Source organism: Kosakonia sp. S57 (genome assembly GCF_016516575.1).
Classification (GTDB): domain Bacteria; phylum Pseudomonadota; class Gammaproteobacteria; order Enterobacterales; family Enterobacteriaceae; genus Kosakonia; species Kosakonia cowanii.
This window is the reverse complement of sequence record NZ_JACVUL010000013.1, coordinates 87,366-107,183: the sequence shown is the minus strand read 5'-3', so window position 1 is coordinate 107,183 and position 19,818 is coordinate 87,366. Positions and strand designations below refer to the sequence as shown.

21 protein-coding genes are annotated in these 19,818 nt (G+C 53.8%); 9 read left to right on the top strand and 12 right to left on the bottom strand.

The genetic code is table 11. The features are described 5' to 3' along the window. Positions 1–7 precede the first annotated feature (7 nt). Both alsS and budA read right to left on the bottom strand, forming a co-directional pair. Entirely contained in the window at positions 8–1,687 is a 1,680-nt protein-coding gene (alsS, locus tag IAE48_RS14290) for an acetolactate synthase AlsS (RefSeq protein ID WP_200134782.1), read from the bottom strand. Positions 1,688–1,707: 20 nt separating this feature from the next. Then, positions 1,708–2,487, bottom strand: a complete 780-nt coding sequence (gene budA / locus IAE48_RS14285; protein ID WP_042718039.1) for an acetolactate decarboxylase — start codon at positions 2,485–2,487, stop codon at positions 1,708–1,710. 107 nt (positions 2,488–2,594) lie between these two features. Here budA and IAE48_RS14280 point away from each other — a divergent pair, with 107 nt between their 5' ends. After that, entirely contained in the window at positions 2,595–3,467 is an 873-nt protein-coding gene (locus IAE48_RS14280; RefSeq protein ID WP_023480780.1) for a LysR family transcriptional regulator, read from the top strand. A gap of 27 nt (positions 3,468–3,494) precedes the next feature. On the opposite strand, the gene IAE48_RS14275 is transcribed toward IAE48_RS14280, so the two are convergent. From IAE48_RS14275 to IAE48_RS14260, 4 genes are all read right to left on the bottom strand, one after another. Then, a complete protein-coding gene (locus IAE48_RS14275) occupies positions 3,495–3,851 on the bottom strand; it encodes a DUF1971 domain-containing protein (RefSeq protein WP_200134781.1) in 357 nt (118 codons plus the stop codon). Between the two features lie 13 nt (positions 3,852–3,864). Continuing rightward, positions 3,865–4,203, bottom strand: coding sequence for a DUF1869 domain-containing protein (locus IAE48_RS14270; RefSeq protein ID WP_200134780.1), 339 nt, complete (start codon positions 4,201–4,203; stop codon positions 3,865–3,867). A gap of 10 nt (positions 4,204–4,213) precedes the next feature. Then, on the bottom strand, positions 4,214–4,546 hold the full coding sequence (locus IAE48_RS14265; RefSeq protein ID WP_200134779.1) for a DUF1971 domain-containing protein: 333 nt from the start codon (positions 4,544–4,546) through the stop codon (positions 4,214–4,216). 285 nt (positions 4,547–4,831) lie between these two features. After that, positions 4,832–5,908 carry a pectinesterase family protein gene (locus IAE48_RS14260; protein ID WP_200134778.1) on the bottom strand — a complete coding sequence of 359 codons (1,077 nt, stop codon included), beginning with the start codon at positions 5,906–5,908 and terminating at the stop codon, positions 4,832–4,834. Between the two features lie 534 nt (positions 5,909–6,442). Here IAE48_RS14260 and IAE48_RS14255 point away from each other — a divergent pair. Beyond that, positions 6,443–6,670 (top strand): hypothetical protein, encoded by a 228-nt coding sequence (locus IAE48_RS14255; RefSeq protein ID WP_042718032.1) that lies wholly within the window; start codon positions 6,443–6,445, stop codon positions 6,668–6,670. 302 nt (positions 6,671–6,972) lie between these two features. Continuing rightward, positions 6,973–9,162 (top strand): TonB-dependent siderophore receptor, encoded by a 2,190-nt coding sequence (locus IAE48_RS14250; protein WP_200134777.1) that lies wholly within the window; start codon positions 6,973–6,975, stop codon positions 9,160–9,162. Positions 9,163–9,326: 164 nt separating this feature from the next. Here the strand turns inward: IAE48_RS14250 and IAE48_RS14245 are convergent, their stop codons facing one another. Beyond that, positions 9,327–9,797, bottom strand: coding sequence for a hypothetical protein (locus IAE48_RS14245; protein ID WP_200134776.1), 471 nt, complete (start codon positions 9,795–9,797; stop codon positions 9,327–9,329). Positions 9,798–10,194: 397 nt separating this feature from the next. Between IAE48_RS14245 and yghU the strand changes: the two genes are divergently transcribed. Both yghU and fucR read left to right on the top strand, forming a co-directional pair. Then, entirely contained in the window at positions 10,195–11,058 is an 864-nt protein-coding gene (gene yghU / locus IAE48_RS14240) for a glutathione-dependent disulfide-bond oxidoreductase (RefSeq protein WP_054803388.1), read from the top strand. Positions 11,059–11,065: 7 nt separating this feature from the next. Then, entirely contained in the window at positions 11,066–11,764 is a 699-nt protein-coding gene (fucR, locus tag IAE48_RS14235) for an L-fucose operon activator (protein WP_042718075.1), read from the top strand. 17 nt (positions 11,765–11,781) lie between these two features. Here the strand turns inward: fucR and IAE48_RS14230 are convergent, their stop codons facing one another. Next, a complete protein-coding gene (locus IAE48_RS14230) occupies positions 11,782–13,431 on the bottom strand; it encodes a methyl-accepting chemotaxis protein (RefSeq protein WP_200134775.1) in 1,650 nt (549 codons plus the stop codon). Between the two features lie 830 nt (positions 13,432–14,261). Between IAE48_RS14230 and IAE48_RS14225 the strand changes: the two genes are divergently transcribed. Next, positions 14,262–15,302 carry an aldo/keto reductase gene (locus tag IAE48_RS14225; RefSeq protein WP_200134774.1) on the top strand — a complete coding sequence of 347 codons (1,041 nt, stop codon included), beginning with the start codon at positions 14,262–14,264 and terminating at the stop codon, positions 15,300–15,302. A gap of 68 nt (positions 15,303–15,370) precedes the next feature. Here IAE48_RS14225 and IAE48_RS14220 read toward each other — a convergent pair whose 3' ends face one another. Both IAE48_RS14220 and IAE48_RS14215 read right to left on the bottom strand, forming a co-directional pair. Then, positions 15,371–15,865, bottom strand: coding sequence for a TIGR00645 family protein (locus tag IAE48_RS14220; RefSeq protein WP_023480998.1), 495 nt, complete (start codon positions 15,863–15,865; stop codon positions 15,371–15,373). Between the two features lie 86 nt (positions 15,866–15,951). Next, positions 15,952–16,458, bottom strand: coding sequence for an ESA_00282 family adhesion-associated protein (locus IAE48_RS14215; protein WP_200134773.1), 507 nt, complete (start codon positions 16,456–16,458; stop codon positions 15,952–15,954). A 102-nt stretch (positions 16,459–16,560) separates the two neighbouring features. Here IAE48_RS14215 and IAE48_RS14210 point away from each other — a divergent pair, with 102 nt between their 5' ends. The 3 genes from IAE48_RS14210 to IAE48_RS14200 all read left to right on the top strand — a co-directional run bounded on the left by IAE48_RS14210 (position 16,561) and on the right by IAE48_RS14200 (position 18,393). Beyond that, positions 16,561–16,965 carry a hypothetical protein gene (locus IAE48_RS14210; RefSeq protein WP_094422107.1) on the top strand — a complete coding sequence of 135 codons (405 nt, stop codon included), beginning with the start codon at positions 16,561–16,563 and terminating at the stop codon, positions 16,963–16,965. 1 nt (position 16,966) lies between these two features. Next, entirely contained in the window at positions 16,967–17,404 is a 438-nt protein-coding gene (locus tag IAE48_RS14205; RefSeq protein ID WP_370569027.1) for a cytoplasmic protein, read from the top strand. 92 nt (positions 17,405–17,496) lie between these two features. Further along, positions 17,497–18,393, top strand: a complete 897-nt coding sequence (locus IAE48_RS14200) for an SDR family oxidoreductase (RefSeq protein WP_076769217.1) — start codon at positions 17,497–17,499, stop codon at positions 18,391–18,393. A gap of 53 nt (positions 18,394–18,446) precedes the next feature. On the opposite strand, the gene exbD is transcribed toward IAE48_RS14200, so the two are convergent. Both exbD and exbB read right to left on the bottom strand, forming a co-directional pair. Beyond that, positions 18,447–18,872, bottom strand: a complete 426-nt coding sequence (gene exbD, locus IAE48_RS14195) for a TonB system transport protein ExbD (protein WP_042718016.1) — start codon at positions 18,870–18,872, stop codon at positions 18,447–18,449. A 6-nt stretch (positions 18,873–18,878) separates the two neighbouring features. After that, complete coding sequence (gene exbB, locus IAE48_RS14190; RefSeq protein WP_023480942.1) at positions 18,879–19,610, bottom strand: tol-pal system-associated acyl-CoA thioesterase; 732 nt, start codon at positions 19,608–19,610, stop codon at positions 18,879–18,881. Positions 19,611–19,818 lie beyond the last annotated feature (208 nt).

The window sequence follows — 19,818 nt, the reverse complement described above, 5'->3', positions numbered from 1 at the left end:
TTAGTTTTTACAGAATCTGGCTGAGGTGCAGCTGGCCCATCAACAGCGGGTTATCGCTGTAGTCCACCGGAATGGCGACCACCGCCGGGCCTTGCGTATCCATCGCTGCGCGCAGCGTCGGCTCGAGCGCGGCGGTGCTTTCAACGGCAAACCCTTTCGCGCCGAAGGATTCGGCATAGGCTTTAAAATCGACCGGACCGAAGTTGACCCCGGAGAGGCGCTGGTATTTCTTCTCTTCCTGAATCGCCACCATGTTGTAGGCGTTATCCACCCAGATGATGTGCAGGATATTGGCACCGAGACGCACCGCGGTTTCCAGCTCCATGCTGGATTGTAAAAATCCGCCGTCGCCGGAGACCGAGACCACTTTGCGCCCCGGATTCACCAGCCATGCGCCAATCGCCCACGGCAGGGCAACGCCCATCGTCTGCTGGCCGTTGGAGATCATCACCTGGCGCGCGCGGAAGCTATAGAGGTAGCGGGCAATCCAGATATGGAAGCTGCCCATATCCACCGTCAGGGTGACGTCGTTATTCACGATATCCTGCATCGCGCGGACAATGCGCAGCGGGTGAATAGCAAACTGATTAAGCTGCGCGCCTTTACGGCTGAGCAGTTCGCGCTGGTTGCGACGGTCGATAAGGATTTCCGACGCGCGCGGCGAGAGCACCAGCGGTTCGGCAATCTTATGTGCCAGCTTATCGAGCGTGCTGGCGATATCGCCAATCAGCTCAACGCTCGGCGAGTAGTTGCGCTCTTCATAGGCGGGCAGCACATCAATATGTACCAGCTTCGCATCACCGGTGTTCCACATGGCTGGCTCATACTCCACCGGGCTGTAGCCGATACAGATCACCAGGTCCGCCAGGTGCAGCAGTCGGTCGCCCGCCTGGTTATTGAACAGGCCCACACGCCCGGCAAAGCGGGTGAAGTGCTCCTGGTTGACTGCGCCCGCCGCCTGGTAGGTGCTGGTCACCGGAATATGGGTTTTCTCCAGCAGGTGATGCAGCGCGGCGATATTCTCTTCCCGGCTGGCCATCAGGCCGAGCAGGAAGACGGGATTTTTCGCCCCGGCAATCAGCTTCGCCACTTCGTCAATCATCTTGTCGGGCGCGGAGCCTAACTGCGGGACGGCGTTAGAAGGCAGAATATTGCCGCTGGCAGGCTGGTCAGAGATATCCTGCGGAATGCTGACAAACGCACTGCCCGGGCGGCCCTGTTCGGCGGCGCGGAAGGCGTTCGAAACCACTTCGGAGATGGCATCCGGGGAGGAGATCTCAACGGAATATTTGGTCACCGGCTGGAACATCGCCACCGTGTCCATGCTCTGGTGCACCAGCTTGGCTTTATCGGCGCGTTTCACCGCCCCACCGAGTGCGACCACCGGGTCACCTTCGCTGTTGGCGGTCGCCATGCCGGTAATCAGGTTGGAGCAGCCAGGACCTGAGGTCACCAGCGCTACGCCCGCTTTGCCGGTGATACGCCCGACCGCTGCCGCCATAAACGCGGCGTTCGCTTCGTGGCGTACCGGAATAAGTTCAATTGAGGAATCGAGAAGAGAATCAAACACTTTATCGATTTTCGCGCCGGGGATGCCGAAGACATGTTTGACACCCTGCGCTTCCAGTTGCCCCACCACCATGTCGGCACCGTGGGCCCACATCTGGGTATGGCGTTCGTTGCTCATACACTACTCCTTTACATCACTTAGTTCTCAACCGAACGGATGGCGGCGTCCAGATTATCCGGGTGCAGATCCGCTTTCAGGAAGGCTTCATCGGCAGGGAGATCGATCATCAGTTGATGGATTTCACCAAAGGTCAGCGTGCCGTGATCCAGCTGGTAGTCGAGGAGATGACCGCCACCGTGGCGATCGTCGGTAATAAAATGCTCGTGGTAACCCGCCACATTGATCCCCTGCATATATTGCGGGGTGCGGAAACCGACCAGCACGCCGTCGCGGCCGTTAAAACGGAACACCGGCTGATCGTCGAGCACATCGGTCATGGCGCGATAGGGCGGCGTCTGGCGCGGCACGGTGCGGGTGTGCGCATGGCGGAAATGGCCGTCGATGCGCAGGGCGCAAAACAGGTTGTCGGACGGGATCTGCCGGTCAATCACTTCATGCAGCGCCTGGCGGCTGATCGGCTCTTCAAACACGTGCCGGTATTGCGGTTTAAACCAGGTCATCACCGCAAAGGGGGTTTTCTGCTCCGGCTGCGCGGCACGGGCACTGCCATCGGAACGTAATTGGTACACTTCGCTGTTAAAGGCAATTAATTCGCCATCAAGCTCATTAAATGTACCCAGACCAAAATCACCATGATTAAGTAGATCCTTAATCGTAGTATTTCCTTCATAAACTCCGCTAAGTAGCGCACTCATTAGCGATGTTTGATATATCACGCCGTTTGGCTTGCTTTCAGAAAAAGCACGAATTGTGTTTCGTAGATTTTCCTCGCAAGAACAATCAGTTGCGTTACCCATCATCTTTTCCCCCACTGTAGAGACGATTAGAAAAGCTGATTAAATATTGACTCGTTTCAGCGGGGGATTCCAATATAGAAAACATGAGGGTTTAAGATGTTTTGGATATGGAACTTCGTTATTTACGTTATTTTGTCGCCGTTGCCCAGACGCAACACTTCACGCGGGCAGCCGAAATGCTCGGTATGTCGCAGCCGCCATTAAGCCAACAGATCCGCCGACTTGAGCAGGAAGTGGGCACCCCGCTGTTCCATCGCCTGACGCGTGGCGTCACGCTCACCGAGGCCGGCGAGGCCTTCTATGAAGATGCCTGCCATATCCTCGCCATGAGCGATGCGGCGCTGGAAAAAGCGAAGGGCATCGCCCGGGGGATTAACGGTAAGCTCAACCTTGGCGTGACCAGCTCCAACGCTTTCCATACCCACTTCTTCTCGGTGCTGCGCCAGTTTCAGCGTGACTACCCGAAGGTGGCGCTCTATCAGAAAGAGGACAATATGGCGACGCTGATCCACGGCCTGGATGAGGGGCTGATTGACGTGGCGTTTGTGCGCCTGCCCTGCGAAAGCAGCAAAACCTTTAGCCTGAAACTGGTGGACGAGGAGCCGATGCTGATTGCCCTGCACCGCACCCATCCGCTGTCGGCGAAGGCGGATATCGCGCTCAGCGAATTGCAGAACACGCCGCTGATTATCTTTCCGCAAGCGGTGTCGCCAGGGCTGTATGAGCTGATCTACAACGCCTGCCTGCGTGCCGGTGTGGAGATGGATAACGCCCATCAGGCCTCGCAGTTCTCTTCATCCCTGAGCATGGTGGCGGCCGGTTTCGGCTTTGCCATCATTCCGCAGTCGATGGCCTGCTTTGGGCATCCGATGGTGACGTTTCATTCGGTGGCGGGAAACACCTTGAAAACCGATGTGGCGCTGGCGTGGCGCAAGTTCGAGCGCTCACCGGCGGTCAGGCGGTTTATCGATCACTTTTAAGCGCCCGGAAGATCGGGCGCTAAGCGGTTAACGGCGGTGGGTATTGACGACCTGACCGATGCCTTTACCATTAAGCGCGGCATCAGGATCGGCAAAAAAATCGAGGTTGAAGTAAGTGTCATCGGTCAACAGTTCAACCCGGTGCCAGTACTCCGGCGGGCTGATGCCAAACTGCCCTGCCTCGATCACCACTTCTCGCTCAGGAGTGGTGTCATGCTCACTGGCAAAACCGATGTATTTCACCGCGCCCTGCATCACCGACAGGCGGCCATAGACCCCCTTCCTGGTGTTGTGGTGCGTCAAAAGCGCCTGCGGCACCGTCTCTTTCGTCCAGAAGGGCGTCGAGCGGGTGTGGCGAAAATGGAGTGGAATAAGTTGCGTCATCGTTAGCCTCCGGTTACCAGCCGCACACGTTGGTCTCTTCGTCCGATTCATAGCCGCGGACGATATTAATCAGATCTTTTACCGCGTCGGCGGCAATAAGGGGATCGGTCAGCTCGCTGAGGCGGGTAAAATCTTTATCGACCGAGACGCCATTATTATTATTGGTGACGGTCAGCGCATATTCCCCGTCTTTATCGAGAGGCAAATTTAATTTCGCAACCAGTTCAGAAACGGCCTGGTTCGAAATATCAGGCAGGTAGAGCGACATCGGCTTTAAATAAACTTTCTGCTCTGTTTTACCGCTTTCCCGATGGGAAACCGAGAGTGAATAACCTCTGTTTTCTGTATCCATAATTGCTACCTCAACCTTCAATCAGAATTTGGGGATCAACATAGAAATCGACGCTGAATACCGTGTCGTCACTGAGTGCCTCAATGTTGTGCCATTTTTCAGGCGGGAAGACGCCGAACTCACCGGCGTGGATGGTCAGGCTTTCCACCGGCTGCGGGCTGGTCTCATCGGCATAGCCGTAATAGCGGATCGCGCCGCGCTGCACGCTTAAACGCGGGTAGACACCCTGACGCGTTCCGGCGTCAAGATGGCGTTTCCAGATGGAGGCTGGCGCGGTCTCTTTTGTCCAGAAAGGCGTGGTGCGGGTGTGAACATAATTCGCGGGTATGGTAATGCGTTGCATATTTCATCCTCTTTTTATCTCTGCAACGGTTGTCGCCGGGAGGGGGAAAAGCATATGTTGCATAGCATATACCTGTTTTATGAAATATCGACTATTTTTTATAAATGTCATTAAAAGTTGATAAGATAAATCTCCATAAACCTATTTCGTGCTACTTTTTATACTCCGAAAGGATCATATTAATAAAAGTCAAAAGCGCGATAAAAATGAAAACCTATCGATAAAAAATAAAATTATTTATTCGGCAATGCTAAATAAAGGCCCCCAAAATGGGGGCAACGTCGCTTATTGCAGAAGGGTGCTCTCCCAGCCGTCGAAAATGGCTGCCACGTTATACTGCGCGGCGTCCGCCTCGCTGAGCTGATAGCGCTCACCGCCCTGCCCGGCGCCTGGCCCACGGTTATTGGCCTCATAAAAACGGCTGTCCTGTGGGTAAAACCAAATTTTATCGCCGTGCTTATCTTTGCCGGACATCTTGTCCCAGCCGTAGATATGGTCATCAATCTCGCTATTGATAATCGCCGCCAGGCCAATGGCGTTCGGGTCGGCATAGCGCCCGTCGCTAAACTGGGTGGTCGGGTGCCACGGGCGGCCCAGCGCAAAGCTTTTCGCCGGCACGCCCGGCTCTTTGCTCAGCTTACTGTTGATAATAAACAGGCCAAACCGCTCCCCGGCCTGGGTGGCAGGCGCGGTGAGATAACCGTACGGCGGTGCGGTGTCATCACGGTTGCGGGCAATGATTTCGCAGCGATCGAACACCGCGATACCGGGGCCAAAGATAAAATCGACGTGGCCGCTGATGGCGCAGTCGGTGAAGTAGCTGCGGCTGCCCTGCTTGCTGTAAAAAGTATCCTGGTAACCCTCAAGGCGAACGTGACGAAAGCGCGCTCTGTCTGCCCCTTCCGCCACCATCAGCGCCACCGCCTGGGTATCTTTCAGCTTCTTCGCGTCGCCTTCCGGCAGTGCGGCATTGGCAGGGAAATCAAAAGTATTACGAATAGTGAGGTTCTCCAGCGTCACGCCGCTGGCGCGGATCTCTACCGTGCTGGTGCGCCCGGTGCCGAGCTTCTGCCCCTGCTCATCCAGCGCCCCTGCGGGGGTATTGGCCTCAATCACCGTGCCCGCCATCGATTCCCCGACCAGCGTGACGGGCTTTTCAATGACCAGCCGCTCATGCCAGCGCCCCTCTTTAATCAGAATGCGCCACGGCGTGCCGCTTTGCGGCGCGGCGTCGAGCGCCTGGCCGATCGTGGAAAATTCACCAGCCTGCGGCGTTGGCGATACCACGGCGTTCCACTCGGCGGCCTGCGCGCTGGCGCTCAGGCAGATCAGCAGCAGTGCGGAGCAGTGCAGGGTTTTCATTGTTCTCTCCTTGGTCGTTTTTTGGGCAAAGGCAGTTCATGCAGCCAGGGCGCAGATCTGCCAGATATGACGCGTTACCAGCGCTGCGCGCCGGTTCCATCGGGATCTGCTACTGGCAAATAGCGGCCTCTGTCCAAAGTCAGTAAGGAGAGTCGGCTTAACGGGCTGTAATGCTTTTATTTTTTTACGAGAGCATAGGCCAGTAAAATGCCTTTGCGAATTTTAAAACGCTGTTTTGAGACCAAACTCAAACTTATGACGCCCATTACTCAAACGAGAATCAAAACTATTATCACGATAAAAAAGAGAAATTATTCCCGCTGGTATAGGTTGTTTCTGAAGGCAGCTATATATGGTAGCAGGTTGATTAATTGACTAAAAACACCTTAAATCATAAGAAGCTATTTTACCTGGCCTCAGGAGTGCTTTTCTGGCAACCTTTGCTTCCCTTTGAGTGGGTAAAAAATTAACATTGCCCGACGTGGTTTTAATATTTGAACGCGGACTCAACCTGCAACGGTAAGTAAAATAATCATGAAAAATAAAAAGATAGACACGATGGCCCGCGTCGCTATGCGCATCAGGGGCTTATCAGTAAAGGAAAAACGTCTTCGCTACCAGGATAAGATGTTTACCTTTAAATATGTTTCCGGACATTACGAAGTCTTTTTGGACGGGGAAAAAGTTGACACCTTCGCTACGGAAAACATCAACCAGGCAATTGCGGATTTTAAAGAAAAAAATAACAAAAACAGGCGCTGATAAACCTGCAAATACGCTTTTATGCCCCGCGTTTACTCCTGTAATTAAATCTTAGAGCACACATAATACCGGGCGACATTACCGGTCGCGCCGGTCTCTTCGCGCACGTCATTAATTCCACAAAGAAACAACCTCTTAAAATTGGTAGTTAAATCACAAGCTTAGGCATAATTTTTTTACACAAGTTGTTTACTTGGTAACGATAATTCATATCATCTTGATAATTACTCTCAACTTGAGAGCGGTGTTTACTCCGACCGGTTAAGGTCGCCTTCACCTGCATAATCAGGAACGTTATAAGAATGAAAAATCGTTACCTTTGGGCTATTAACCCCTGTTTGTTGATGATGTTATCCGCGCAGGCCGCGGCACAAGACGCAAAAGAGGAGACGCTGGTGGTGGCCGCCAGCCGCGCTAATCACAGCGTCGCCGATATGGCGCAAACCACCTGGGTCATTGAGCAGGCTGAAATTGAGCAGCAGGTTCAGGGTGGTAAAGAGTTAAAAGAGGTGCTGGCGCAGCTTATTCCGGGAATGGATGTCAGCAGCCAGGGGCGCACCAACTACGGCATGAATATGCGCGGGCGCTCAATGATGGTGATGGTCGACGGCGTGCGCCTCAACTCATCGCGCACCGACAGCCGCCAGCTCGATTCGATCGATCCCTTTAATATCGCGCGCATTGAGATTATCTCCGGCGCGACCTCGCTCTATGGCGGCGGCAGCACCGGCGGCCTGATCAATATCGTTACTAAAAAGGGGCAGCCGGAGACGGAAGTCGAGTTCCAGACTGGTACCAAAAGCGGTTTTAACAGCCGTAACGATCATGATGACAACGTTGCGGCCTCGGTGAGTGGTGGTAATGATAAGGCCTCCGGGCGGCTGTCGGTTGCTTATCAGCGCTACGGCGGCTGGTATGACGGCAAAGGCGATGAGGTGATCATCGATAACACCCAGACCGGCCTGCAATACTCTGACCGGCTGGACGTCATGGGCACCGGCACGCTCAACATTGATGAGCACCAGCAGCTGCAACTCACCACTCAGTACTATAAAAGCGAGTCTGACGGCAAACATGGCCTCTTTCTGGGCGAAAACTTCTCGGCAGTCACCGGCTCCGCTACGGCCTACAACAAAGGCAACCTGGATGCCGACCGGATTCCGGGCACCGAGCGCCACCTGATTAATCTGCAATACTCAAACACCGATTTCTGGGGCCAGGATGTGGTGGCGCAGATCTACTACCGCGACGAGAGCCTGTCGTTTTACCCCTTCCCGACCCTCGCTAACGGCCGGGTCACCAGCATTGGTGCTTCACAGCAGAAGACCGACTTTTATGGCGGCAAGCTGACCATCAACAGCAAACCGCTTGATGCCCTGACGCTGACCTGGGGGATCGATGCTGAACATGAAAACTTCGACGCCAACCAGCAGTTTTTCAACCTGAACAGCGCCGCCGCCAGCGGAGGAATGCAGCTCGATAAAGCCTTCAAGGTTGAGCGCTATCCGGGCTACAGCATCACCAATATCGCGCCGTTCCTGCAAAGCAGCTACGACATTGACGCCATCACCCTGAGCGGCGGCGTGCGTTACCAGTACATGGAAAACCGCATCGACGATTTTGTCGGTTATTCCCAGCAGCAGGCGATTGCCAGCGGCAGAGCCACTTCAGCTGATGCTGTACCAGGCGGGAAAACGGATTACAACAATCTGCTGTTTAACGCCGGAATCCTCGGTCATCTGAGCGACCGCCAGCAGTTGTGGTTCAACTTCTCGCAGGGCTTTGAGATCCCTGACCCTGCTAAGTATTACGGCGCGGGCACCTATCAGTTAGTTGATGGTCACTACCGTCTGCTGAACAGCGTCAACATGAACGAGTTGAAGCTGGATGGCGTAAAAGTTAACGCCTACGAACTGGGATGGCGCTACACCGGCGATAACCTGCGCACGCAGATTGCAGGCTACTATTCACTCTCTGATAAGACTATCAAGATCAACAAAAGCGACATGTCTATCATTGTTGATGAGGGTAAGCGCCGCATTTATGGCGTCGAAGGCCAGGTGGATTACTTCTTTACCGACAGCGACTGGAGTACCGGCGCTAACTTTAACGCCATCAAATCCGAGACGCAGGTTAACGGTAAGTGGGAGAAACTAACCATCGACAGCGCCAGCCCGTCGAAAGTGAGCGCGTGGATAAACTGGGCGCCAGGCGACTGGACGCTGCGCCTGCAGAGCACGCAGACCTTCGATCTCTCCGATGCCGACGGTAAGCGCATCGATGGCTATAACACGATTGATATGCTCGGCAGTTATGCCCTGCCGGTGGGCAAAGTGAGCTTTAGTGTGGAAAACCTGCTGGATGAGGAGTACACCACCGCCTGGGGCCAACGTGCACCGGAATTATATAGCCCAACCTATGGCGCGCCGGGGTTATATACCTACAAAGGACGTGGTCGGACATTTGGCGTAAATTATTCGGTTCTCTTCTGATATCTACTGCCGCCTGGAAAACAGGCGGCAGTAATTCTCAGCCGAATGCCTGCTTATAATCAATCTTGCTTGCCTTACCTTAAGCCAAATAGAATAATTTTTTTGAGTTATTTCTTAATTAACTCACTGAGAATATAAAATATATTAATTAAAACGGCGAAGCGTTATTGCATATCCGTCGGGGTAGATTCGCCGGGTGCAACCTGCTGCGCCTGTTTTATTTTGCTCTGCTGAGCCGTTTTGTTAAGTGCCTCAAGCTCCTGGGCACGCGCTAACTGCTCCTGCGTCACTTTCCTCCCGGTAAAGGCATCAACCATTTCGGTTCGCCCATCGGGATATTTTACTACGGTGACCAGTCGCCCGCCGAATTGGGGAATACCGGACATCTCAAGGGCATAATCAATCTCTTGATTTTCCGCTCTTTTCTTTTGACGTACCGGCTCTTCGGCTTTTACCTCTTTGCTCTCTTTATGGCTCTCCGCTTTGCTGGAAAGGGTCACTTTTATGCTCTCATCCTGATAGGTGTGAGCCTCTTTGACATTCTCTGTAGAGGGGGTCATCGCCGCTTTATGGGTGGCGTGCTCGTGTGTGTTGGCAAGCGGAGGGCTTGCCTGAATAGCCTGAATTTCCTGCATAATTCTCTCCGCGTGTAGTTAACAGATAATGAGCTGATGACTCTTCCAGGGTGAGTCGAAAAAAATATCCCTATAACGTTTATCGTCAGCCTGAGAAAACAAATTAATAAGAAATAATGGTAACAGTAGCTTAATTATAGACATTTTAAAAATAAGAAATGACTTATTTAATACAATAGAAATTTTACTTAAAGAGACGAAATAATAATGAATCGATTTTAAGTCAGTGCATTTAAATAAAACTTTTGCAGACAACCAGTGAAAGATAGCGCGGCCGATAACCACAATAATGGCCACTCTTTTCCGCCCGGATTGTGGTGTATCCTCGCGAAAGGCGACTGCTACACTGCAAGGCATGTAGCCCGACAACATCAAACATCACAGAGAGGGAAACGCTATGTCAGACAACTATCAACCCCCGAAGGTGTGGACATGGGATCAATCCGGCGGCGGCGCGTTTGCCAATATCAACCGCCCGGTTTCCGGTGCCACCCATGAAAAGGCGCTGCCGACGGGCAAACATCCGTTGCAGCTCTACTCCCTCGGTACGCCGAACGGCCAGAAAGTGACGATTATGCTGGAAGAGTTGCTGGCGAAAGGCGTCTCTGAAGCGGAGTATGACGCGTGGCTGATCCGCATCGGTGAAGGGGATCAATTCTCCAGCGGTTTCGTCGAGGTGAACCCGAACTCGAAAATCCCGGCGCTGCGCGACCACAGTACCACCCCGCCGACCCGCGTGTTTGAGTCGGGCAATATCCTGCTCTATCTGGCAGAGAAGTTTGGTCACTTCCTGCCGCGCGATCTCGCCGCACGCACCGAAACGCTGAACTGGCTCTTCTGGTTGCAGGGCTCCGCGCCGTTCCTCGGCGGCGGCTTTGGTCACTTCTACAGCTATGCGCCAGTGAAGATCGAATACGCTATCAACCGCTTCACCATGGAGGCCAAGCGTCAGCTCGACGTGCTGGATAAGCAACTGGCGGAACATCAGTTTGTCGCAGGCGATGAGTACACCATTGCCGATATGGCGATCTGGCCATGGTACGGCAACGTGGTGCTGGGCAATGTCTATGATGCGGCGGAGTTCCTTGACGCGGGCAGCTACAAAAACGTCCAGCGCTGGGCGAAAGCGATCGCTGAACGTCCGGCAGTGAAGCGCGGCCGCATGGTTAACCGCACCTTCGGCCCGGCGAATGAACAACTGCATGAGCGCCACGACGCCAGCGACTTCGATACGCAAACCGAAGATAAACGCGGCGCGTAAGGGAATGATAAAGACGGCACGCCAGCAGGCGATTGTGCAGCTTCTGAAGAGCCAGCAGTCGGTCACTACCGCGGCGCTCGCCGCTGAGCTTGCCGTCAGCGTGGAGACCATTCGCCGCGATCTCAACGCCCTGCAGATGCAGGGCAAAATCATTCGCCGACACGGTCGCGCACGCACGCTGGCGGACGGCAGCGAACCCTTTCGTGCTCGCCTAAAAAGCCACTATGCGGATAAAGCCGATATCGCTCGTCATGCGCTGAACTGGGTGGAAGCCGGCATGACACTGGCGCTCGATGCCAGCTCAACCTGCTTTCACCTGGCGCGGCAACTTCCGGATATTCCGCTGACGGTGTTTACCAACAGTTTGCCGGTATGCGAAGTGATGGCCCGTCGCCAGCATAGCGAGCTTATCTGCTCCGGCGGTCGGCTGGCGCGCGGTGAGCGCTGCTACGTCAATCCGGCACTCGCCAGCCTGCTTAAATCGCTGGAGATCGATCTGTTTATCTTTTCCTGCGAGGGGATTGATGGCAACGGTGAGATGTGGGATTCCACACGGCATAACGCGGCGTTTAAATCGGCACTGCTGCGCCGGGCGCAGCAGTCGCTGTTACTGATTGATAAGAGCAAGTTTTACCGTGCCAGCGAAGCCAGCATCGGTAACCTTTCGTTGGTGACGCAGATGATCACCGACGCGCCCCATCCCTGAGGCGCGCTGTTACGGGATTAGAACGCGACCCACTCATCGGACGATGCGCCGGGTTTGCGGGCAGTGCCACGGCTCATATCGGGTTTCACCAGTTTGGCAGCGGTGGGTTTATGCTCCTCTTCACTGGTCAAACGGAACTGCTGCACGGAACGTTGCAGCTCTTCGGTCTGACGCTCCAGCGCAGCGGCGGCAGCCGACACCTGCTCAACCAGCGAGGCGTTCTGCTGGGTAACGTTATCCATCTGCGTGATAGCGACGCCCACCTGTGAGATCCCTTTGCTCTGCTCAGCAGAGGCGGCGGCAATCTCTTTCATGATGGTGGTCACTTCACGCACGGCGCGCAGAATACCTTCCATCGTGGTACCGGTGTCGTTAACCAGCTTCGCCCCTTTCTCGACGCGCGAGACGGAGTCGGCAATCAGGGTTTCGATCTCTTTTGCCGCGCCCGCGCTGCGGCTGGCGAGGTTACGCACTTCGCCGGCCACCACCGCAAACCCACGGCCCTGTTCACCGGCACGCGCCGCTTCTACCGCCGCGTTAAGGGCGAGAATATTGGTCTGGAAAGCGATGCTGTTAATCACGGTGGTGATTTCGGCAATCTTCTTCGAACTGCCGGAGATACCGTCCATCGTGGTGATCACCTCTTTCACCAGCGCGCCGCCTTTGCTGGCGGTGACCGAGGCGACTTCCGCCAGCTCGCTCGCCTGGCTGGCGTTATCGGCGTTCAGTTTCACCGTGGCGGTTAACTCCTCCATGCTGGCGGCGGTCTCTTCCAGCGCGGCGGCCTGCTCTTCGGTACGCGAGGAGAGGTCGTTATTGCCGGTGGAGATCTCGGTTGCGCCGCGCCAGATGTTTTCACTGCCGTGGCGGATACTGCTTACCGCTTCACGCAGGCTATCCTGCATCGCTAACAGCAGTGGGATCACCTGGCCTACGCAGTTGCGCCCCATATCTTCCAGCGGCTGGCTGAGATCGCCCTGCGCCATCAGTTTGAAGTGCGCGCGAATACGGTTCAGCGGTTTGACCAGCATGGTCACCAGGTAGCGATCCGTAAACAGCAGGATCAGCAGGCCCAGCACCATTGCAACGATGATCGCTGCGCGGGTGGTGCTGGTCTGGTGATCGACCATGACGCGGGTCTCATCCAGCATCACGCCAGCGGCTTTATTGAAGCTCTCGGTCGCGACGCCAAAGTTGCGGCTCAGACCAGGCGTAACGTTATTGGCCTGTGCACGGTAGGCTTCCGGTGAACCCTGCTGCGCCAGCTGCATCTGCGGGTTAACGCCCTGCTCCAGCAGCGCCTGCCAGCCAGCGATCACCTGTTCAGAGACTTTCGGATCCATCGGCCCTGGCGAAACGGCTTTGAAGTCGGCAAGGCGTTTTGCCATGTTATCCAGCGCCTGCTGCGCGGGTGCCATGTCCGGCGTTCCCCCCGCCGCTTTGGCCTCCATCACGCGGCTCAGCCGTGTCACAAAGCGAAAGTATTGATCATTGCCCTGGCTCAGAAGCGTCATTTGCGTTACCAGCTGGCGGTCGACTTCATTACCGTCGGCAACTTTTGACAAAGAAGAAACGCTATACAGACCGACGCCAGACCACAGCACGCCGAAGATCCCGAGGATCACCAGCAACACGGCGCGTATAGTGAAGTTACGAAGCATATTCATAATTTTAATCCTTGCGGTGAAGGTAGCCCCTCGCCTGCGGGCGAGAGTTATCACTTTTATCGGCACGCGTTTGGGAAGTTGTATGGTCGGTTTAAAATATTTATGTAAAAAAGAGGCCTGCTTTTTTTATGGCTATCACACATTTTGTCACCTGTTAAATGGTTATTCTGCTAACTTTTTGTTGCGCAAACGCGCGCACACAATAAACATAAGGGATTGATTTAGAAGACATAAAATGAAAAACAAGAATAAAGGGGATTACTGGCAGGTTTTGAATTTATCGGTATGGAAATAAAGCCTTGTTTGCTTTAAATATTAAAAACCATAATTTTATAAAATTATTAATAACGAAAAACAAACAACTCCCGACGAATTTAATTTATTTAAGCCGCTTCACAAAAGCTCTCAATAATTAATAACAATGCGTTTTAAGGCGCTTATTTGATAACCCTGCCCGCAAGGCTTTACGCGCCGCTCTCAACGTACAAACCTAATAACCATGCGCCCTGCCGTCACGCGGGCTCACCGCCGCGATGCTAAGAGCATTTTTATGACGCGCAATACCATCGCTTATTCTTATATTTCACCGCCTTTTGGCGATGCTGACAGGAAAAAGGGTTGCGGCTTTTTACCCTCGCTCTCCAGGAATTTTCGTAGATTTAAGCCACGCATGAAGAGAATTAAGCAGCAGTGTAAGGCTCACTCAGAACATTATTTGTGGCCTCTGTTTGCCTTCCGCTCAGCGGAGCTTTTGCTGACAGGGGATCGCACGTAATATAGAAACGTCGTTTCAAAACCATCAGGCACCGTCAGATACGAGAGGAGAGATCATGCCCGGCTTCGCCAACCCTCAGCGTTATGAAGAGATGCAGTATCGTTACTGCGGCAAGAGCGGTCTGCAACTGCCCGCCCTGTCGCTCGGTTTGTGGCACAGCTTTGGTCACGTCAACGCACTGGATGCGCAGCGCGCGCTGTTGCGTAAAGCGTTCGATCTGGGAATAACCCACTTCGATTTAGCCAATAACTACGGCCCGCCCGCCGGCAGCGCGGAGGAGAATTTTGGTCGCCTGCTGCGCGACGATTTTGCTCCCTACCGTGATGAACTGATTATCTCCACCAAAGCGGGCTACGATATGTGGCCAGGCCCGTACGGCTCCGGCGGCTCGCGCAAATATCTGCTCGCCAGCCTCGATCAGAGCCTTAAGCGTCTGGGCGTTGACTATGTCGATATCTTCTATTCCCACCGCGTGGATGAGAAGACACCGATGGAGGAGACCGCTGCCTCGCTCGCGCAGGCGGTGCAGAGTGGCAAAGCGCTCTACGTTGGTATCTCCTCCTATTCGACAGAGCGTACGCAGCAGATGGCCGCGCTACTGCGCGAGTGGAAAGTGCCGCTGCTTATCCATCAACCCTCCTACAACATCCTCAATCGCTGGGTCGACAACACTGGGCTTTTAGACGCGCTTGAGGAGAACGGCGTCGGCTGTATCGCCTTTACGCCGCTGGCGCAGGGTCTACTGACGGGCAAATATCTCAACGGTATTCCCGAAGGGTCGCGCATGCAGCGCGAAGGCAAAAAAGTGCGCGGCCTGACGGAGAAGATGCTGACCGAGAGCAATCTCGCCAGCCTGCGTCTGCTTAATGAGATGGCCGAGCGCCGTGGGCAGACAATGGCGCAAATGGCGTTAAGCTGGCTGTTAAAAGATAGCCGGGTGACATCGGTATTGATTGGTGCCAGCCGCCCGGAGCAGCTGGAGGAGAATGTGCAGGCGTTAAACAACCTGAGCTTTAGCGCCGATGAGCTGGCGCAAATTGATAAGCATGTGGCCGACGGGGAGCTGAACCTGTGGCAGGCGTCATCGGATAAATAGAAGTGACGTGCCGGAGGCGCAGTTTGCCGGAGGGCGCTGCGCTTATCCGGCCAAGGATCCACTAAAAATCAATGCTTGCCGCGGGTTAAACGATCCAGATAGCCCATCACAAACGCGGAGAGCACAAACGTCAGGTGGATAATCACGTACCACATCAGTTTGTTATCCGGCACGTTCCTCGCATCCATAAAGACGCGCAGCAGGTGAATCGACGAGATGGCGACAATCGACGCCGCCACTTTGTTTTTTAACGAGGTGGCATCCATTTTCCCCAGCCAGCTCAGCTTCTCTTTGTGCGGGCCAATATCCAGCTGCGAAACAAAATTTTCATAGCCGGAGAACATCACCATCACCAGCAGACCGCCGACCAGCGTCATATCCACCAGCGACAGCAGCGTGAGGATCAGATCCGCTTCTGCCAGCGAGAAGATGTTAGGGATAACGTGAATAATCTCCTGGAAGAATTTGATGGCCAGCGCCAGGAGAGCAAGAGAGAGGCCAAAGTAGACCGGGGCGAGCAACCAGCGCGAAGCGTACATTGCGTTTTCCAGAAAGCGTTCCATGTTCCGTAGTGTCTCGTCAGATAGCTAAACCGGCGCTCAGTATAGCCTGACACCGTCAGCCTTTTGCAACACTCCGGCTGACTTAACTACACCTCGGCAGGGTTAACCCACGGACGCTGGTTCTCCGGCCAAATCAGCACAACCAGCGCAGGGTAAGCTTCGGTGCTGAACTCATGGAAACACTGGCGCAGGTTGAGCACATCCAGATCGCTCGGCGAGACTTTTTCGCCATTGACGCAGCGTTTTTTAATGTTGTCGTAATACTTATACACGGCGGAATTGAGATCGCTGCAACGACGCTGCGCTTCAAATAAACCGGGCGTGTTATTTATCTCCGCCATCTTCATGCGCTTAATCGTTGCTTGCAAAAAATCGATATATTCATGGTTAACGCGCCAGTACCACTCCGGGGTAATCGCGTTCATTAACGTCGAAAAATGATCTTCGCCCTCTTCTTTTGACAGCGGCGTTAACTGCGGTGCTTGCTCATTAATTTCACTAAGGGGAGTCTTTTTATTGTACTCATGCATCAATAATAAAACGCCGCCCATTAGCAGCAATAAAGTAATAACAGAATACAAAATACTGTCCATCGGTAGACTCCTTTTTTTTGATTTTAAAATTGCCTCATGATATTGTCAACGAACCTGCCCCTTAATATTCTCTCCCCTGTTAAATAGTAAAGGATAATAGAAATGCTTCCCGAGAACCTTGTCCCGGCACGCTTTCATCTTTCTGCCGTTGAAACCGGGGCAGCACCAGAGGGAAAAGAGCCTGATTTTCCTCAGGATATTGGCCCACTTTCTGAGCATGCGCAAAATATATTAGCCAACGCCAGCCGCAGCGGCCAATCACGTAATATGCTGCTTGAAGAGCACGATCGCCATATTAAAGAGCGCTTATTCCGGGTCGTGAAAATTGAAACCTTTGCGCGTTTACTTAATGATTTGCAAGCCGAAGGTGAGATTGATGCTCAGACTCTGAGCAAAATAATTTCCGATAAGACGCAAACTATTAACGACGCAGGTAATGAGATTTGGCTTAATCTGATTACCCGCGAAAAAGATGAGCCAATCTTTTATAAACTTGGGGATGAATAACGTGGCTGAAATTGAAAATAATAACGTCTATATCAATTACAGCGAAAGCAAAAGCGACGAATTTATCTTAAAGCAAAATATCGATGCGCTGGTGCAGAGTAAAAACGAGACGATTCAACGCATTGCCCAGGATTTAGTCTCTATCCCGGCGGCACTGGTGCGGTTGAAGTGGCAAAACCGTCGTGAAATCTACCCCCTGCAGGTGAAAGAGGAGATTTACGGTGCAGCCATTGCCGCCATTATCGAGCAGCACCCTGAACTGCGCGAAAAGATCATGGGCCGACTGGAGGCTAACTATCAGCACCTGGTCAGCCGCGAAAGCGCGACACTGCGCTGGAGCCGCAAACTGAGCGAAGGCGTATACCGCACCTCGACGGTGCAGGCGGCGGCGGTAGCGGTGAAAGAAAAGCCTGCCAAAGCGAGCAGCAAAGGGAAGTAACCCTCCGCGATAAAGAAAATCCTGAATTTGCCTGCGAAGTCAGCGTGAACTTCTATCCTTAAGGTCTAAGCAACCGATATGGAGGATACTTAATGGCAACTGACCAGACAAAAATCCAGGATCCGACCACCCAGTACTACACCGGTGAATATCCTAAGCAGAAGCAGCCCTTCCCCGGCGTGCAGGCGAAAATGGAACCGGTTCCCGATTGCGGTGAAAAGAGCTATGTCGGCAGCGGGCGGCTGAAAGGTCGTAAAGCGTTAGTGACCGGCGGCGACTCCGGTATTGGTCGCGCAGCGGCGATTGCCTATGCCCGCGAAGGCGCAGATGTCGCTATCAACTATCTTCCTGCCGAAGAGGAAGATGCGCAGCAGGTGAAAGAGCAGATTGAAGCAGCCGGGCGTAAAGCCGTGCTGATCCCGGGCGATTTGAGCGATGAAGAATTTGCCCGTTCCCTGCCGCACACAGCGAAAGAGCAGCTTGGCGGCCTGGATGTGCTGACGCTGGTAGCGGGTACGCAAACCGCGATTGAGGATATTGCAGACCTCAGCAGCGAGCAGTTTATCTATACCTATAAGGTCAACGTTTTCGCGCTCTTCTGGATCACCCAGGAGGCGATTCCGCTGATGCCGCGCGGGGGCAGCATTATTACTACCTCGTCGATTCAGGCTTATCAGCCAAGCACGCACCTGCTTGATTACGCCTCAACCAAAGCGGCTATTCTCAACTACACCCGCGGGCTGGCGAAACAGGTCGCTGAGAAAGGCATTCGCGTGAACAGTGTCGCGCCGGGGCCAATCTGGACCGCGCTGCAGATCTCCGGCGGTCAGCCGCAGGAGAAACTGCCGGAGTTTGGCCAGCAGACGCCGCTTAAACGCGCCGGTCAGCCCGCCGAGCTGGCACCTGTTTATGTTTATCTGGCAAGCCAGGAGTCGAGCTATGTCACCGCTGAAGTGCATGGCGTGACGGGTGGTGAGCACCTGAGTTAAGCAGGCATAAAAAAAGCTGGCTCCGGCCAGCTTTTTTCTATCTTATTTGTGGGTTACTTCGCTTTTGCGACCTCTTCCCCTACCAGACCAATCTTCAGATAGCCCGCCTGGTGCAGGCTGTCCATCACTTTCATCATCGTCTCGTAATCGACGGTCTTATCAGCGCGGAAGAAGATGGTGGTATCTTTTTTGCCTTCGGTCACCGCGTTAAGCTGGTTGATCATCGTCTCTTCCGTTACCGGATCGTTGCCGATAAACATGCTGTTATCTGCCTTAACGGAGAGGTAGATCGGTTTTTCCGGGCGCGGCTGCGGCTGGCTGGAAGAGGCAGGCAGATTGACCTTAACGTCAACGGTAGCAAGCGGCGCTGCCACCATAAAGATAATCAGCAGCACCAGCATCACGTCGATAAACGGCGTGACGTTGATTTCGTGCATTTCGCCATTATCGTCGAGGTTTTCATTAAGACGCATTGCCATAGCCAATCAACCTACGCGTAATTTCTGGGTGGTACGAACCGGCTGCGCGTTGCTGGCGGCCAGATCCAGATCGCGGCTTTGCAGCAGCAGCACCTGAGCAGCAACATCGCCGAGGTTGGCTTTGTAGTTACCGATCATGCGCGCAAAGATGTTGTAGATCACGACCGCCGGGATAGCGGCGACCAGGCCAATAGCCGTTGCCAGCAGCGCTTCAGCGATGCCCGGCGCGACAACCGCGAGGTTCGTGGTTTGCGTCTGCGCGATGCCGATAAAGCTGTTCATGATGCCCCAGACGGTACCAAACAGACCGATAAAGGGCGAAATTGCGCCGATGGTGGCGAGGAAACCGTTGCCGCGCCCCATATGACGGCCCGTTGCCGCTACGCGTCGCTCAAGGCGGAAACCGGTGCGCTCTTTAATGCCTTCGTTATCTTCGCTGCCTGCGGAGAGCTCCAGCTCATTCTGCGCTTCGTTGATCAACATCGCGCTCAGGCTGCGGGCGTGGAATGTCGAGGCAATCTCAGTCGCCTGATCCAGCGAGCGGGCATCGGCCAACTGCTGCTGTTCACGCTTGAGACGGCGCTTTTGCCCGAGGATCTCAACGCTTTTACTGAAGAAAAGCGCCCAGGTGACGACTGACGCCAGAATCAGACCGATCATCACGATTTTCACCACGATATCGGCGTGCTGATACATACCCCATACGGAAAGATCCGTCTGCATCAAATTATTACCCACTCTGTTTCTCCGGGACGCAAATCACAAAAAACACTGCGCCATAATAGCAAAAAGTCGTCGAATTGATAGTAGTTCTCATTAGTATTTACATAGCGCACAACACAACCGGCTATTTCCTTGCGTTGACGCAGTAAACCGGCGCGTCTGCTGGTTTTATAGAAAAATTCACCGCCTCTGATGCATCATTTCGCAATCATGGTAGTCTGGA